Below are 17,031 nucleotides of genomic sequence, written 5' to 3' on the forward strand. Positions count from 1 at the left end.
GATAGAAACTCAAAAGAGGCTGCAGCTCCTAGGAGTTACAGCCTCTTTTGGTTTTATAAGATAAGGAAAATAGGGCATGTAGTGTTGCGTTTAATATTAAGTTTAAGTGAGTGTTTCAATATCAAGTCCCATTTTGGATAATATTAAACTGTTTTCTTCTGATAATGTAGGCACTGTAATAAAAAGTCTGTTTTTAGCTCTGCTGACTGCTACGTATCTGACACGGTGTTGCTCCTTCGTTAAATCTGGATTTGTTATAAATGTTAAATTGCTTTCAGTGTCGAGGATTAGTAATACATTGTCGAATTCTGCGCCTTTAGACTTATGTATTGTTCTAAATAATCCATTGTCATCTGGAATATTAACACATAGTGCTAAATCCTTATATGTATGACCATCATAGAAGTCTCTTGCAATTCCGCCTTCTCGTAAATTAGACATATTAATTCCTATTTCATTTTTTATAAAAAGATAATATTCGTATAAGGTTTTGTTTTTAAATTCTTCGTATCTATTTAGTAGATGTATTATATGGATTATATTATTGCCTGTGGCTTCTAGATCTGGCTTTGCTTTGAACGCTTTTTCTAATATTCTAATGCTATCTTTAAATCGACCTTCAATGGCTAATTCTGTTGCTTTAATGAGGGCTGTAATTGACGAACTTCTATACTTGTTGCTCGAACTTGGCCTGTCTATTTCCATGAGCTTATCAAGGAGCTCTTTGTCGACTGTGGTTTCGTTAGCCTGTTTTTTTATAGTGTTTGCTACTATATTTCGATAAGTTAATGAGTGAATCAATTCATTGCTGCAAATGGCTTGTGCACGTGTCAAAGCTGATTTCATGCTGCCAACTAAAATAACTGGTACTGGTCCGCTTTGGTTTTTGAATTTTGATTGGTTTATGTCTTTTCTAATAGTGTTGAGTAAATCAATAATCTGGTTAGTGCTTCTTCTATTTGTAAGTATTTGATAGTTGACAATTCCATTCAAATCAAAAGAGTCAAAGGTGTCGTAATTTGCTCCCTGAAAGCCATAAATTGACTGTGACTTGTCGCCAATAACTCCTATTATTGATTCTTTGTTACCTATGAGTTTTAATATTTTAGTTTGAATAGGATTTGTGTCTTGAAATTCATCAATAAAAAAATAGGGGAATTTTGCTCTTAGTACATCTAAAATGAACGGATGTTTGATAACTAGGTCATAACTAAAGAATAATACATCATCGTGATGTAATACGCCTTTGGCCCACGCCATTGTTTTGTAATCATAATATGATGAAGTTTTAAGATAATGAGTTCCAACTTTTTGTTGAGAAGCGCTTATCACCAGTTCGCCGTTAGTGTTTAACTTCCATTGAGCTTTTTGAAGAGCATATATTAACTCAAGGTTATCTTTTGGGGGTATTCTGGTTTGCTTCGTTTTTATTTTCCATTTATCTAAAAATCCATAATTACGTATTATCTCGTCGTCATGGCCTCTGACTCTTTCAATGCATAAACCATGAGCAGTATCAATAAAACTGAGATATGGTTTTAGGACATGTTCATATAGGAAACTGTGTATAGTATCTACTTCTACTTGTATAGATGCTATTCCAAGCCGTGCTTTAATAGTTTCAGCACCAATATTAGTATAAGTAATGCATGCTATCTTTCTAGTCTTTTGGAGCCTTTTTGACTCATGTAATACGTTCTTTATATGGTTGATTAACCAGTGCGTCTTTCCTGCGCCGGGACCCGCACTCACACGGAAATGTTGTTCGATGTCAATCGAACTATTTGAATCAATTGTTATGGTTGGCATATCCAGTCAATAGCATCTTTTATGTACGTGGGAACAACAAATGCTTCAGGTGTGCTCTGTTGAAAGTTTTTATCTAGGATGTGCGCCAATTCAAGAGCATTCTCACCTTTGCCAATAGAGTTTAAATATCTAGTAGCAATTATTGCCTTTTTCTTCTGGTCGTCATTCCAATTCATGTTTGATGCTACGCCATCTTCTAATCTCTTATTTTCTACACTGCTTCTTAAACAGGATATGTAATCGGCTAATGGTTTGTTTTGCTTATAGCATTGCATTAAATTGATGAGCTCTCCTTTATTGTTTGTTGAATCAGTTATTAACAACTGTAGGCTTGGATTGTGTAAAATTAAATCATATTCAAATGTTTTTCCGATATTAGCGTCTTGGCTAAAAAAACGAATATTAGCATGAGATTGGTATTTGGTTAGGCTTTGAGACGAATGTTCTCTGTATTCGTACTTGGTATTATCAACGTTGAATTCAATAGGGTAGCATGCGGTGAAAGTAGATTTGGTTTTATCCTTTCTTATAGGATCTCTATCTGTTAAACATGCAATCTTCTTATTGATTGTGGCTGTATTTAAGCTATTAAACATAGTTAGGAAGTGCTCAAAATACCTGCCTCCTACATTGATAACAGCTACGTGGTTGTCCTCTAATGACTTGCCTAAGTAATCTGCTAATATGGACAAAATAAGCTGTTCTGCAATTCCTTCGACTAAAATCACCTTGTTTGCAAATAGCATGTCTGATTTAGTTGCATCAAAAAATCTTTGTACATAAGCTTTAGATTTGTTGCCTTCACTGTTATTGGGAAATGCTTTTCCTGGATAACCTATTTTTGTTTCATTACCATGGCTGTATATACAAATTATTTCATCTAATGAAATAGCCGATGCTATTTGTGTGGAATGCGTTGTAATGAATATTTGTCTAGCTTTTTTAGTGTCTTTTAAATTATTTTTCAGAAATTTTAAAAATTTGTATTGCATGGCTGGGTGTAGATGTGCTTCAGGTTCTTCTATTGCCAAAACAGGAAAAATCTTTGCATTACTTCCTAAATAATTTCCATCAGAATTAATTTGCATTTTTGCTAATAAGAGAGAAATATAAATCAAATTGTTGTATCCTAATCCATTGTGAGTTGCTGGTATTTTGAGCCCTGTGTCATGTTCTATAATTAGCTTCAATGCGGTAAATAATTCGATATCTGATATGCTTCCATCAAAGTTGGGCTTTGATTTGTTAAAAGATGCTCCCGTTTCTTCTGCGTAGGAAAGCATGTGTTGCTTTCCTGCAACCATTCTGTCTTGCAGCTCTAGTATTAGTGCAGCTGCTTTTGTAGAAAAGTCCTTTTTGCGTTGTTTTATTTCGCCTTTTTTGTTATCATCGGTTTTGTTAATATCATTCTTAATATCATAGTCAATAAAAAATGCTAATACTTCTCGTAAAAGCGCGCTTTTACCTGTTAACATATCTCTTTCTACATCTCTAATAGCGTCTAGAAAATGAAAATCAAATTTTTGCAGTGATTCGTTATCTGCGACAGTATTGAGTCGTGGATCACCACAAAATATCTTTGCAGTGTAAAGTCTAAGAAAATCATGTCTTATTATCTGCCAAACTGTTTCAATGTCAGTTGCGCTAGATACTTCGTTAATGTAATTTGCTCTCTCTTTCTCGGGTAGAAAAAATTTGTATGTTAGCTGAGCTTCATATGGGCTATTAATGTTTGTGAGCCATTTCGATACTGTCACTAAGTCGTCTGAGTTTAAGGTCTCGTCTTGACTCTGTGATATAGTCAATGATATAATTATTTCAGGTGGACTAGTTTTTAAATCAGATAGACTGCTGTTATTATAAAAATCGTCAAGCTCTAATCTTTTACTGCTTTGACAGTCTAGTACCAAGAATAAGGCTTTTAGTAAGTTGGTTTTTCCTGCATTATTATGTCCAATTATTATATTGAACCCGTCTTTGAATTGGACTTCTGTTTGATTAAAATTTCTGAAGCCTTTTATGTTGATCTTAGAAATAAACATGGGTTTTATCTTGAAGTTTAATGTGAGTTGTTAAAAGTGAGTGCTGCTAGTTTAGTGTAGAATTTATTAGAGCCAGCTTAGAGAGGTTACTCCCAGCAAGCGCTGATTCTCCACAAAAAAGAGCCACCCCGAAAGGCAATTTTGTTAGGTAGTGCGAGTTTCTACGTCTTCTGCACGAGCTTAAAGCCATCTTTGGTCACTTGGTATTGCTGGCCCTGGATGGTGATGGTTTCGCCTTCCAGCAGCTTGCTTAGGTTCTCGATGTCGCCCTCGATGGTGTGCAGGGTGAAGCCGTGCTGGCGGGCATTAGGTCTACCGCTGACTTTAAGGCTCACACTAAGGCAGAGGGTTCGAAAATTGGCGGTAAGGGCGAGTAACCTGTTCCCAGCACCTGCTTCACTTTTTGCTCGCTCAGGCAATTGTCAACAAACTCATCCAGATTGGCCCCTCCATAACTTATTCCCGCTAGGCGCGACGCAAGGACATAGATGGGCAGTTCCTCATCCGGTCCGCGCTTGCTCATGTCCCAGGCTAAGTATTCGCCGTTCTCACTCATGGCAAAAGGCAGCAGCGATTTCTCCAGGCCAACGTAACCGTCGGGCTCTAATTCGAATGGGTCGTCATATTCTATTTCTGCGTAGAACTCATCCATTCCTTTCTTAATCCAGGGGCTGCGCACCTGCCAAGAGTCGGGGTAGTCGCCCAGAGGTACGTAGATGAGGAATAGCTCCCCCAAGCGGCCCCAGCCAAACTCCTTGGCGAACGTTTGGTAGGAGGGCGGAAACCCCAGGCTGTCCGGCAACCGGTGGGTGGCGAGGTATATGAGGTCGGCGGCCACCGGCGAAACGGGCCGGGGCAGGTGTTGGAAAAGCGGCATGTGGGTTAATCCGGGGTTAGGTAAGCTTATAATATATACCAGCTAAAAATAATGCTTACGTCTTCTGTACCAGCTTAAACCCATCCTTGGTCACTTGGTACTGTTGGCCCTGGATGGTGATGGTTTCGCCTTCCAGCAGCTTGCTTAGGTTCTCGATGTCGCCCTCGATGGTGTGCAGGGTGAAGCCGTGCTGGCGGGCCAGGGCAAGGTACTTGGGGTTGATGTAGTCGCGCACGCCGCAGAGGATGATGCGGACGTGGGCCGAGGTGTTTTTGAGGAGCTTGGCGTCGCGGGGGAAGGTGTAGTTGTCGGCAATCAGGATGAGGTCGGGGGAGGAGTCAGGTCCAGTGAGGTGCTGGGCGTAGAGCAGGGCTTCGGCGTCGTTTTCGGGTGCGTCGCCGCCCCCGCCGGCCTTCATGGTTTCAATGAGCTTGTTTTTGATGGCCTCGTAGCTGTCGGTGCGCACGTGGAAGAGGCCGCCGGTTTTGCCCACGCGCTTGTCTTTGTCGGGCTGGTCGTTGCCATCGTTGAAGAACACGAAAGTTTTCTCGTCTTCGAGCGCGCTGAGCTGCAGCCAGGCCAGCAGGTCGTAGGTGTAGGGGAACATGCTGCCGGTGGCATCGGTCACCACCACTTCCTTGCTCCACTCAGGGTGGCGCTGCATCACGCGGGTAACCACGTTGGCATCGGGCGGCAGGGGAAGCTCTTCGGCGGTGGTATCCGCGGCGGCCAGCAGCCCGCCTTTCTTGGTGATGCGCGCTTCGCAGTAGTCGTTTTTGTGCTGCTTGTTCTTCTTTTTCAGGAAGACGCGGTAGAGTCGGGCCGCCGAATCGGGGAGGGCGAAGTTGGTGAAGCCCATATCGGCTTCGCCCAGCAGCTGGAAGGGCCCGATGGGCAGCCGTATCACGCCTTTGGCACTAAAGGGAAACATCTTCCGATCAATAGGAAAGCCGGAGTTGAACGCCACGCTCTGCCGGATGGCCTCTTCCAGCTCGGCGGTGCAGACTGGCCTAGCGGTAGGCAGCACCTTCACCGTCTGGATGGTGCCATTGGCGGCTACCGTCAGCTCAAACTTCACCACCTGGGCGTCGCGCTGGGGGCAGTGGTAGAGGCGGCGCAGGCTGCGAGCCATCTGGCGGTTGCTGAAGCGGCTGGCGGGCAGGTTGCAGGCCACCTTTTTGCCGGGAGCTTTCTTGCCGGCTTTGGGGCGCTTCTTTTCCAGAATGCGCAGCTTGCGCGTGAGGCTGTCGAGGTCGGCGCGGCTGGTGGCAGTGGTGGCGTGCCGGGCCACGTACACCACAAACCCATGGAAAAACGGCTGGCACTCGGCGGGGCTGTTGCAGCCGGTTTGCTCCACCAGCGTCCAGGTCACGGACTCGTCCTGCAGCAGGCCCGGCACCCCTGCCGCCAAGTTGCGGATGCGGCTGAGGTTGAGCTGGCGCTGGTTAAAGGTGGGGTTGAGGCGGAAGGCTGTGTACACCAGATCAACCCGCACAATGTGGCGGTCCGTGAGGTGCAGGGCTTGTAGGTCGGCGCCCGAGAAGGTAGAGGGTAGTCGCAGGGCCTCTAGGTCGGGAAGGGGCTGGTAGCGGGCAGTGCGGTAGGCGTTGAACTGGTCGTAGAAGATATTCAACTCCGCTTCAGAAGGGGAAGCCTGGGCACAGGCGCTACGGACAATCAGCAACAGAATAATACTACACAATAGGGCCCGAAGAGATAAGCAAAACATAGAAACTCGTATAAGCACAATACAATGCAAAATACGAGTTTGCTTCAAAGCATTGCTTCCTTCGAGTATAGCTACAACCCAAAATGTTAGCTATGCTTGTTTGTATGGTTTTCCTGTCCCCGCTTTTCCCGCCACGCCTGTTGCTGCGCCGCGTCCAGAAACGTCCAAGCCACGATGCGGCTCACCTTGTGCCCTTGCGCCATTGGGATGGTGCGCACCTCCACAGCCCCCAGCTTCTGCAGCGACTTGTACAAGCCCGGCAAGGTTTCCTTCTTCGATACGAGGGTAGTAAACCAGTAGCAAGACTCCCGGAACAACGCGCTTTCCTCAGCCATGCGCCACAAAAACGTAGCCTCGCCACCGGGGTACCACAGCTCACGGTCCTGCCCACCGAAGTTTGGGGTAGGCTGAGCACCACGACTAGTGCCCAGGTTGCGCTCTTTGCGGCGCGTGCTGGTTTCGGCTTCGGCCGCCGAGCTATGGAAGGGTGGGTTGCACATCGTCGCATCAAAGACCTCACGCGGTTTTAGGACACCACTGAATATAGCATTGTGGTCGGGTTGGTGCCGTAGCTCCAAGGCGCCTGTGAGGGTAGGGTTGCTGGCCACCAGCTGCTTGCCTACACGCAAGGCTGTAATATCTACATCGGTACCCACAAAGCGCCATCCATACTCGTGGTGCCCGATGATGGGGTAGATGCAATTGGCGCCCACCCCCACATCCAGCACGCGGATACTTTTACCCGTAGGCACCACGCCGGTGTGGGGGTCGACCAGCAGGTCGGCGAGGTAGTGCAGGTAGTCAGCGCGGCCAGGAATAGGCGGACACAGATAACCAGCTGGAATATCCCACTGCCGGATGCCGTAGAATTGCTTGAGCAACGCCCGGTTCAGCGCCTTCACGGCAGCTGGATCGGCAAAATTCAAGCTAGCATCACCCGACGGGGTAGGGACTACAAAAGCCGCTAACTCCGGCGAAACCTGCACGAGCTGTACAAAATCATAGCGGCCGTGGTGGCGGTTGCGCGGGTGTAGCGTGGTGGGAACAGTGGCAGAGTGGGATGGCTGTGGCATACGTAGTGTGTAGAGGGTAGGGGCCAGAAACAGAAAGCGGCTGAAGCTACGGGAGCTTCAGCCGCTTGGGCTTATCGAGAGTAAATTTACGCAACGGCGGCCGCTTTCACGTCGGTAGCGCTGGGGCCTTTGGGTCCCATTTCCACTTCAAAGGTCACACGGTCATTCTCCTTGATTGGATTGCGCAAGTTGTTGGCGTGCACAAACACGCTTTCCTGCGTCTCCGAATCCTTAATGAAACCGTAGCCCTTTGACTCATTGAAGAACGTCACGGTACCAGTACGAATTAAGTCGGCCGGATCCATATCTTCCCGGCGCACCACGCCAATCTGAATGTCCTCGGTCTTGATTTCTTTCTTCTTCTTCGGATCTGGCGGAGTATCTACAATATTGCCATTCTCGTCCACGTAGGCCATCATCTCGTCCAGGCTTTGGCCTTTCTGGGCATTAGCTTGGCGCTCCTCCTTTTTCTCGGCTTTGTCTTGCCGCTTCTTCAGGCGTTTTTTCTCGTTTTCTTTCTTTCCAAATGTTGCTTGGGATCTACCCATGTTTTTTACCAGCTTTATAGGGTGGATGCATTGGCCGAAAAGCCAAGCATTAGTAATCGTGAATACAATAGTACAGGTAACTTTCCGGTAAAGTTCAGCGGAACCCTACAGAAACTACTTGCTAGCCTGCTGACTAGATATGAAAAGCCGAAACGGGCCTATTTCACCCGTTATTCAGTTCTGACTCCTGATAATCTAGCGCAAAGGAAATCACTTCTCGCACCTCACCCGCCGCTAAATCCCCCAACCATATATCCCCTACCCGCACGCGCACCAAGCGCAGGGTAGGAAACCCCGCCGCCGCCGTCATCTTCCGAATCTGCCGGAACTTGCCCTCCGTTACTGTAATCGACACCCAGCTGGTAGGGCCATGCCGGTCGTCGCGGATTTTGCGGGTACGAGGCGGAAAGTCTGGGGCAGTTTCCAAGCGGCGCACCGCGCAAGGCAGCGTTTGGTACCGCACATCCCGGATGCCAATTTCCACGCCTTGTTCTAGTTGAGTTACCGCTTCATCGGTAATCAGACCGTCTACCTGAGCGTAATACTCCTTTTCTACCTTCCGGCCGCGCACCTGCTCACTCACACGACCGTCGGTAGTTAGCAATAAGAGTCCTTCACTGTGCTCGTCGAGGCGCCCAATGGCCATGGTGCCCTCCGGAAAATCGTACAGTTCGCCAAGCAATTTCTTCTTCTTTAGCTCGCATACAAACTGGCTGAGGTAGCCAAACGGCTTATGAAGTAGAAAATGCTGATGCGCCATATATTATACAAGTAAAGTAGGAGCAACAACATTCGATGCTCTCTGCGCAATAGCTCCTACATAAAAAACGGCCAAAGCTACGAAGGCTTCGACCGTTTTTAAAGATAGAGCGACAGAGCAGAGCTATTACGCCTGCTTACGTCGGAGTAAGGTAAATAGAAGACCGACTACACCGACTACGGCCAAGCCTTTTACCCACGGGCTTACAACGGGTGGCGGTACTGATACTACCCCCGAAGCATCGGCCACTGCGGGTTGTTTCACATACCGACCATGTGCTGGTACCGCTTGCGTTTGAAAATTATCTACTAATCCCTGGAGTTGCTGGCGCAACTCATCTCCCATCATGGCAATACCATGCCCTGTAGCTGCCACTTCCGGCTCCAGCTTCGCCAAACGCTCTACCGAAAGGCGCGACGCTTCCCAATCGGGGGTGAAGTAAGCCGGCGGGCCGTGTACTTCCTGCTTCTGCGTCCAGGTAGCTAGCATCGATTCCCCTTTTACCGTCGTAAAAGCGTCGCCTGCTAGAAGGACGCGGTCATTTTCGCGAAAGAATGACACATGACCAGGTGTATGGCCTGGGGTATGGAACCATTGCCAGCCTGGTAGACCTGGTACTGTACCATCGTCTGGCAACGCTTCTACCCGGCTGCCTAAATCAAGTGGCTTTTTAGGGTAGAGGAAAGACAAGGTGGCCATGCCACCACCTCCCACAGTTGGGTCAGGCGCGGGATAAGAAGAGCGACCCGTAAGATAAGGCAGCTCCAAGCGGTGGGCGTACACCTGTACCTTAGGCCAAGCCTTCAGCAAATCAGGCAGAGCACTTACGTGGTCAAAGTGACCATGCGTAAGCACAATAGCCTGTGGTGGATTGTCCGAGCCGAATAGTTCCGCTGCGTATTGAAGGATATAATCAGCTGAGGCTGGTAGGCCGGCATCTACCAATACCCAAGATGCTCCCATACCCTCTTGTTCTTGTGGCCATACATAGTATAGATTCACAAATACGTTGCGCCAGCCCGTTACGCCTGGCACTATTGCTTGTAGAGCAGGAGTGGTCGATCTAGTTGCGTCGTTAGAAAGCATACCTAATAAGTTAGAGTGAACAAAAGGATTAAGTCGTAATGCCTTTACGCACATGTGAACCAGCCGTTCTCGACAGTAGCAGATTAACTCTACAGTACAGGCTGTTCACAAGCACTACCATCTACTCTACTTAGGATCTTATATCTATAACAGCAGGCCATACTATGCACCTAACCACTTCTACTACCTGTGTTTACGGATATAGAAGCTAATCTCTGGATTTTTCAGTCAGATTATCAGCGTGTTATTCCAAAGAATAAAGTTTTTTATTCTCTTCTCATTGCGCAGCAAAAAAGCTTTTATACTTTTGCAACCCACTTCAGAAGGAAGGGGCGAAAACAACTTGAGTAATACGGATTAGCAGAAAAAAAGTTTACCACCGTATTTTGTATTTCGAAAAACATTTCTTACTTTTGCACCCCGCTTCACCCGGAAGCGGTTGCTACGAGGACACTGAAAAAAAAGTTTTCACCGAGTAGTTGCAACGAGAGAAAAGTTGCTTACCTTTGCAGCCCGCTTCAACCGGAAGGGGTGACGAAGAAAGCCGGCCAGAAAAAAAGTTTTGCAAAAAGCTTGCTTCTAGCGAAAAGCTGCTTACCTTTGCAGCCCGCTTCGAGAGAAACGGAAAACAGGAGCCACGGTTTAGGTGGCACACGGTTTCACCAACAGGGTGAGGCACACGTTCTTTGAATGACAGGAAAAGACAAATGGTAAGGGCCGCTTTCGAGCGGCTCACGACAAGCGTAACAGACGAAAGACAACTCGTCACAAAGCGAGTCGGATCAGCACTTGACATCGGTTTACCTGCGGGTAAGCTTAAAGTATTTATACAATGGAGAGTTTGATCCTGGCTCAGGATGAACGCTAGCGGCAGGCCTAATACATGCAAGTCGAACGGACGGTAGCAATACCGTTAGTGGCGCACGGGTGCGTAACGCGTAACCAACCTACCCGAAACTGGGGGATAGCCCGCCGAAAGGCGGATTAATACCGCATAAGACCATAAGCTGGCATCGGCTAGTGGTTAAAGATTTATTGGTTTCGGATGGGGTTGCGTGTCATTAGCTAGATGGCGAGGTAACGGCTCACCATGGCGACGATGACTAGGGGAGCTGAGAGGCTGATCCCCCACACTGGCACTGAGATACGGGCCAGACTCCTACGGGAGGCAGCAGTAGGGAATATTGGGCAATGGCCGAGAGGCTGACCCAGCCATGCCGCGTGCCGGATGAAGGCCTTCTGGGTTGTAAACGGCTTTTCTCAGGGAAGAAAAAGGGGATGCGTCCTCAACTGACGGTACCTGAGGAATAAGCACCGGCTAACTCCGTGCCAGCAGCCGCGGTAATACGGAGGGTGCGAGCGTTGTCCGGATTTATTGGGTTTAAAGGGTGCGTAGGCGGCCCGTTAAGTCCGGGGTGAAAGCCCACTGCTCAACAGTGGAACTGCCCTGGATACTGGCGGGCTTGAGTCCAGACGAGGTTGGCGGAATAGATGCTGTAGCGGTGAAATGCATAGATAGCATCTAGAACCCCGATTGCGTAGGCAGCTGACTAGGCTGGCACTGACGCTGAGGCACGAAAGCGTGGGGAGCGAACAGGATTAGATACCCTGGTAGTCCACGCCGTAAACGATGGATACTCGCTGGTAGCGATAGAGTGTTACTGGCTTAGCGAAAGCGTTAAGTATCCCACCTGGGGAGTACGCTCGCAAGAGTGAAACTCAAAGGAATTGACGGGGGCCCGCACAAGTGGTGGAGCATGTGGTTTAATTCGATGATACGCGAGGAACCTTACCTAGGCTAGAATGCGCGTGACCGGTTCAGAGATGAGCCTTTCCTTCGGGACACAAAGCAAGGTGCTGCATGGCCGTCGTCAGCTCGTGCCGTGAGGTGTTGGGTTAAGTCCCGCAACGAGCGCAACCCCTATGTTTAGTTGCCAGCGGATTATGCCGGGGACTCTAAACAGACTGCCTGCGCAAGCAGTGAGGAAGGCGGGGACGACGTCAGGTCATCATGGCCCTTACGCCTAGGGCTACACACGTGCTACAATGGGCGGTACAACGGGTTGCTACATAGCGATATGATGCCAATCTCGAAAAACCGTTCTCAGTTCGGATCGGAGTCTGCAACTCGACTCCGTGAAGCTGGAATCACTAGTAATCGCGTATCAGCAATGACGCGGTGAATACGTTCCCGGGCCTTGTACACACCGCCCGTCAAGCCATGGAAGTTTGGTAGACCTGAAGCTGGTGCTCGTCACAGAAGCCAGTTAGGGTAGAACAAGTAACTGGGGCTAAGTCGTAACAAGGTAGCCGTACCGGAAGGTGCGGCTGGATCACCTCCTTTCTGGAGCAGATCTGACTCGGTGACTGAGTTACTACGCGTCTGGTGCGCTTGTACACACCATTTGTCTTTCCTGCCGTTCAATGGTCTTAGAAAATAGCTTCGATAACGAGCTGTTTTCCCTTTGATCTCAAACGCGAGATCAGACGTTCTTTGACGTAGTGTAACGAGTAAGAAGAAAAAGAAAGTCAATGTGCCAAGTGCATATCTGACCGGAGCTCAACTACCTTTTAGGTAGTTGTTACAGAAGTAACAAAGGGCACACGGGGGATGCCTAGGCTCTCAGAGGCGATGAAGGACGTGATAAGCTGCGATAAGCTACGGGGATGGGCACATACCAATTGATCCGTGGATTTCCGAATGGGGCAACCCACTAGCATGCAGTGCTAGGGCCTATACTTTTAGTAGTATAGGGGCAAACGCGGGGAACTGAAACATCTAAGTACCCGCAGGAACAGAAAATAACATATGATTCCCCTAGTAGTGGCGAGCGAACGGGGAGGAGCCCAAACCGGGTTGGTTACGGCCAGCGCGGGGTTGTAGGACTTCAACATCCGATTGAGTTACTTTAGCCGAACGACGTGGGAAAGTCGATCAGAGAGGGTGAGAATCCCGTAGGCGAGCTGGTAATTCACGGTAGAAGATTCCTGAGTAGGGCGGGGCCGGAGAAACCCTGTCTGAATCCAGCGGCACCATCCGCTAAGGCTACATACTCCTGAGAGACCGATAGTGAACTAGTACCGTGAGGGAAAGGTGAAAAGAACCGGGAATACCGGAGTGAAAAGAACCTGAAACCGTGTGCTTACAAGCAGTTAGAGGGGATTCGTTCCCTGATAGCGTGCCTTTTGCATAATGAGCCTACGAGTTACTCCTCTCTGGCAAGGTTAAGTGTCTGAAGGCACGGAGCCGCAGCGAAAGCGAGTCTGAATAGGGCGCAGAGTCAGAGGGGGTAGACGCGAAACTTTGTGATCTACCCTTGGGCAGGTTGAAGGTTGGGTAACACCAACTGGAGGACCGAACCAGTTTCCGTTGAAAAGGATTTGGATGACCTGAGGGTAGGGGTGAAAGGCCAATCAAACTGAGAAATAGCTCGTACTCCCCGAAATGTATTTAGGTACAGCGTCGGTGTAGAGTTACGTGGAGGTAGAGCTACCGATAGGACTAGGGGGTGTCACAGCCTACCGAATCCTGACGAACTCCGAATGCCACGTAATATAACCGGCAGTGAGGCCTGGGGTGCTAAGGTCCCCGGCCGAGAGGGAAAGAACCCAGACCATCCGCTAAGGTCCCTAAATTCGGACTAAGTTGAACAAAGGAGGTCCACTTGCTTTGACAGCCAGGAGGTTGGCTTGGAAGCAGCCATTCCTTTAAAGAGTGCGTAACAGCTCACTGGTCGAGCGAGAGGGCATCGATAATACGCGGGCATCAAGTCCGGTACCGAAGCGATGGATTTGCATTATGTGCAAGTGGTAGGGGAGCATTCTAGCCGCGGTGAAGGTGACCTGTCAGGGTTGCTGGAGCAGCTAGAAAAGCAAATGTAGGCATGAGTAACGATAAGGCGGGTGCGAAACCCGCCCCCCGATAGACTAAGGTTTCCTGCTCAACGCTAATCGGAGCAGGGTTAGTCGGGACCTAAGGCTACGCCGAGAGGCTACGTCGATGGACAGCTGGTTGATATTCCAGCACTTATTTTATGGAGTGATGTAGTGACGCAGGAGTGAAAGATGCGCGGGCGGACGGAAGTGCCCGTTAAAGTGCGTAGGTATAGGGTTGGTAGGTAAATCCGCCGACTTTGCCGAAACATGATAGTACCTGGCGGCTTCGGCCAACGGGATAGTCATCCTAATCAGACTGCCAAGAAAACCTACTAAGCGTTTACTGTAAGATAACCCGTACCGCAAACCGACACAGGTAGTCAAGGAGAGCATCCTGAGGGGCTCGAGTGAATCACGGCCAAGGAACTCGGCAAAATGGTCCTGTAACTTCGGGAGAAGGGACGCTTCCTTGCAGCAATGCAAGAAGCCGCAGTGAAAAGGCCCAGGCGACTGTTTAACAAAAACACATGGCTTTGCGAACGCGTAAGCGGAAGTATAAGGCCTGACACCTGCCCGGTGCCGGAAGGTTAAGAGGGGGACTTAGTCGCAAGGCGAAGGTCTGAATCGAAGCCCCGGTAAACGGCGGCCGTAACTATAACGGTCCTAAGGTAGCGAAATTCCTTGTCGGGTAAGTTCCGACCTGCACGAATGGTGTAACGATCTGGGCGCTGTCTCAGCCGTGAGCTCGGTGAAATTGTAGTCTCGGTGAAGATGCCGAGTACCCGCCACGGGACGGAAAGACCCCGTGCACCTTTACTATAGCTTGCCATTGACGCTGGCTAACACATGTGTAGGATAGGTGGGAGACTGTGAACCGGTATCGCTAGGTATCGGGGAGTCAACGTTGAAATACCACCCTTGTGTTCGTCGGTGCCTAATCTGGAAACGGAAACAGTGGCTGGTGGGTAGTTTGACTGGGGTGGTCGCCTCCAAAAGAGTATCGGAGGCTTTCAAAGGTCCGCTCAGGCCGCTTGGTAACCGGCTGTAGAGCGCAATAGTAGAAGCGGGCTTGACTGTGAGGCCTACAAGCCGAGCAGGGTCGAAAGACGGATATAGTGATCCGGTGGTTCCGCATGGAAGGGCCATCGCTCAAAGGATAAAAGGTACGCCGGGGATAACAGGCTGATCTCCCCCAAGAGCTCATATCGACGGGGAGGTTTGGCACCTCGATGTCGGCTCGTCACGTCCTGGGGCTGGAGAAGGTCCCAAGGGTTCGGCTGTTCGCCGATTAAAGTGGCACGCGAGCTGGGTTCAGAACGTCGTGAGACAGTTCGGTCCCTATCTGTGGTGGGCGTTGGAGATTTGACAGGACCTGTCTTTAGTACGAGAGGACCGGGATGGACCAGCCGCTCGTGCACCGGTTGTGGCGCCAGCTGCAGCGCCGGGTAGCGACGCTGGGATGAGATAAGCGCTGAAAGCATCTAAGTGCGAAACTCACCTGAAGATGAGATCTCCCAATAGAAGAGTCGTGGTAGACGACCACGTGGATAGGCGCCAGGTCTAAGGCTAGAAATAGCGAAGCTGAGGCGTACTAATGACTCGAGCGCTTCTGCAAAGCAAGCTCACCTGTTTTCTTCTTACCCGTTACCTGCGTCAACGATTTTGTTGTTGTGCTCACTGAACACGAGCCAACCACACCAGCAATGGTGGCTGTAGCCCGGGTGTTCACCTCTTCCCATTCCGAACAGAGTCGTTAAGCCCCGGAGCGCCCATGGTACTGCCTTCACCGGCGGGAGAGTAGGTCGCCGCCAACTTTATTTACTGTCGCGAGGCCCCGGCCCGCGTCCTGACTAACAGGATGCGGCCGGGGCCTCCCGCATTTTAGCCCATCGCTCCTCTACCACCCGTGGTTATTCTCTTGGGCTAGTGACTCTGCGTCTGCCGCGTGTCGAGTGAAACTAAGCTCCAAGATGTGCTTGTGTATATGGGATAAGACATTGGCTGCCTAAAAGAATAAGAAATAACCACGAGTAGGCTCTTTCACGTATGGGGGACACACTCCCAATTATTCTGTATGTCTGTTTCTCGTATTTTTCTGTCCTTGGCACTTCTTTCATCATTGACGTTTAGCTGTGCCCGCCGCAATAAAGCAAAGACTGCTGCTGTAGTTGAAGCGGCACCTACTTCGGCTGCGCCTGCGACTTCTACTGGAGTGTCGGTGGCACGGGCACGTGATCTAACAGATGTGATGACGGAGGAGCTGAAATTGCGGCCTGATCAGCAAGTACGTGTTCGAGCTATTCTTTCGTCTACGGTGGAGCAGGTGAAGGACGCACAACAAAAAAATACGAATAACCGCACAGCACTCCTGACAGAATTAAAACGCATCAATACTTCTTCTGAAAGTCAACTAAAGGCAGCTTTAACACCTGAACAATTTCGACAGTACCAATTGAAGAAACGTTCGATGCAAGAGCAGATGCGAGCACGACAAGCCCAATAAAGTCACTTATTACAAGTTAGCTGGCGTTCCTTCTATATATGATGGAATGAGGTAGCTTAGAGGTTTAGTACGCCTTTCTTGTATGTTTTTTCGTCGTCGTTCTATTTCGCCTGCTGCGCTATCCGATGAGGAATTGCTGCGACGTTACAGGCTACATGGCGATGTTGCTGATTTGGGAACGGTATATGACCGGCATCTTACAGAAGTATTCGCTGTATGCCGTCGCTATCTCCAACCCGATGAAGAGGCAGAAGATGCCGTGATGCAGTTGTTTGAACAACTTGTGATCAAACTGCGTCAACACGAAGTGAGTAACTTTCTGGCGTGGCTACATGCTACGGCGCGTAATCATTGTTTGATGATTTTACGTGCTAAACAGCGCGCTGGACCTGCAGCTGGAGGAGCCTTGGTCGTACATTTTCCGGATGCGGCTGATGTGGAATCGGCCGCTCATTGGCATCTATTGGAAATAGAAGACGCCGATTCATCCCTAACTGAGCAGCGGCTGCAAGCATTAGAGCAGGCTTTGGTAGAGCTACCTTTGGATCAGCGTCGTTGTTTGGAGCTATTTTTTCTGGAAAAGAAATGCTACCGTGACATTGCTGAGGAAACGGGTTTTGATCTGAAACAAGTGAAAAGCCACTTGCAAAATGGTAAGCGCAACCTGAAACGTTACCTGGAGTCTACGGCTCCGCCTACTGCTACCCCCAATGTCCGCCGCTAACTTG

11 protein-coding genes and 3 rRNA genes are annotated in these 17,031 nt (G+C 49.1%); 5 read left to right on the top strand and 9 right to left on the bottom strand.

Features of this window, described 5'->3' with window-relative positions:
• Positions 1-102 precede the first annotated feature (102 nt).
• The 9 genes from MUN82_RS18300 to MUN82_RS18340 form a co-directional block, all read right to left on the bottom strand.
• Positions 103-1,809: a UvrD-helicase domain-containing protein gene (locus MUN82_RS18300; protein WP_245092747.1), complete on the bottom strand. Its 1,707-nt coding sequence runs from the start codon at positions 1,807-1,809 to the stop codon at positions 103-105.
• Complete coding sequence (locus tag MUN82_RS18305) at positions 1,797-3,851, bottom strand: AAA family ATPase (protein WP_245092748.1); 2,055 nt, start codon at positions 3,849-3,851, stop codon at positions 1,797-1,799. Before MUN82_RS18305 ends, MUN82_RS18300 begins: the two co-directional genes overlap by 13 nt.
• A gap of 161 nt (positions 3,852-4,012) precedes the next feature.
• A complete protein-coding gene (locus MUN82_RS18310) occupies positions 4,013-4,186 on the bottom strand; it encodes a hypothetical protein (RefSeq protein WP_245092749.1) in 174 nt (57 codons plus the stop codon).
• Positions 4,183-4,728: an SMI1/KNR4 family protein gene (locus MUN82_RS18315; protein WP_245092750.1), complete on the bottom strand. Its 546-nt coding sequence runs from the start codon at positions 4,726-4,728 to the stop codon at positions 4,183-4,185. The genes MUN82_RS18310 and MUN82_RS18315 overlap by 4 nt, the downstream gene beginning before the upstream one ends.
• A 55-nt stretch (positions 4,729-4,783) precedes the next feature.
• The gene (locus tag MUN82_RS18320) at positions 4,784-6,430 is read right to left on the bottom strand and encodes a hypothetical protein (RefSeq protein WP_245092751.1); all 1,647 of its coding nucleotides are present in this window, start codon (positions 6,428-6,430) and stop codon (positions 4,784-4,786) included.
• Positions 6,431-6,543: 113 nt separating this feature from the next.
• Positions 6,544-7,530 carry a 23S rRNA (adenine(1618)-N(6))-methyltransferase RlmF gene (rlmF, locus tag MUN82_RS18325; protein WP_245092752.1) on the bottom strand — a complete coding sequence of 329 codons (987 nt, stop codon included), beginning with the start codon at positions 7,528-7,530 and terminating at the stop codon, positions 6,544-6,546.
• Positions 7,531-7,616: 86 nt separating this feature from the next.
• Positions 7,617-8,078: a cold-shock protein gene (locus tag MUN82_RS18330; protein ID WP_187320512.1), complete on the bottom strand. Its 462-nt coding sequence runs from the start codon at positions 8,076-8,078 to the stop codon at positions 7,617-7,619.
• Between the two features lie 163 nt (positions 8,079-8,241).
• Positions 8,242-8,838 carry a pseudouridine synthase gene (locus tag MUN82_RS18335; protein WP_245092753.1) on the bottom strand — a complete coding sequence of 199 codons (597 nt, stop codon included), beginning with the start codon at positions 8,836-8,838 and terminating at the stop codon, positions 8,242-8,244.
• 126 nt (positions 8,839-8,964) lie between these two features.
• On the bottom strand, positions 8,965-9,924 hold the full coding sequence (locus tag MUN82_RS18340; protein ID WP_245092754.1) for an MBL fold metallo-hydrolase: 960 nt from the start codon (positions 9,922-9,924) through the stop codon (positions 8,965-8,967).
• Between the two features lie 829 nt (positions 9,925-10,753).
• Between MUN82_RS18340 and MUN82_RS18345 the strand changes: the two genes are divergently transcribed.
• The 5 genes from MUN82_RS18345 (at position 10,754) to MUN82_RS18365 (ending at position 17,027) form a co-directional block, all read left to right on the top strand.
• Positions 10,754-12,268 (top strand): 16S ribosomal RNA (locus MUN82_RS18345).
• Positions 12,269-12,508: 240 nt separating this feature from the next.
• A 23S ribosomal RNA gene (locus MUN82_RS18350) occupies positions 12,509-15,415 on the top strand.
• Between the two features lie 87 nt (positions 15,416-15,502).
• Positions 15,503-15,614, top strand: a 5S ribosomal RNA gene (gene rrf, locus MUN82_RS18355).
• Together the 16S, 23S and 5S rRNA genes form the textbook arrangement of a ribosomal RNA operon.
• A gap of 260 nt (positions 15,615-15,874) precedes the next feature.
• The gene (locus MUN82_RS18360) at positions 15,875-16,303 is read left to right on the top strand and encodes a DUF4890 domain-containing protein (protein ID WP_245092755.1); all 429 of its coding nucleotides are present in this window, start codon (positions 15,875-15,877) and stop codon (positions 16,301-16,303) included.
• Between the two features lie 82 nt (positions 16,304-16,385).
• Positions 16,386-17,027, top strand: a complete 642-nt coding sequence (locus MUN82_RS18365) for an RNA polymerase sigma factor (RefSeq protein ID WP_245092757.1) — start codon at positions 16,386-16,388, stop codon at positions 17,025-17,027.
• Positions 17,028-17,031: the final 4 nt, after the last annotated feature.

It is taken from the genome of Hymenobacter aerilatus, assembly GCF_022921095.1.
GTDB classification, from domain to species: Bacteria; Bacteroidota; Bacteroidia; order Cytophagales; family Hymenobacteraceae; genus Hymenobacter; species Hymenobacter aerilatus.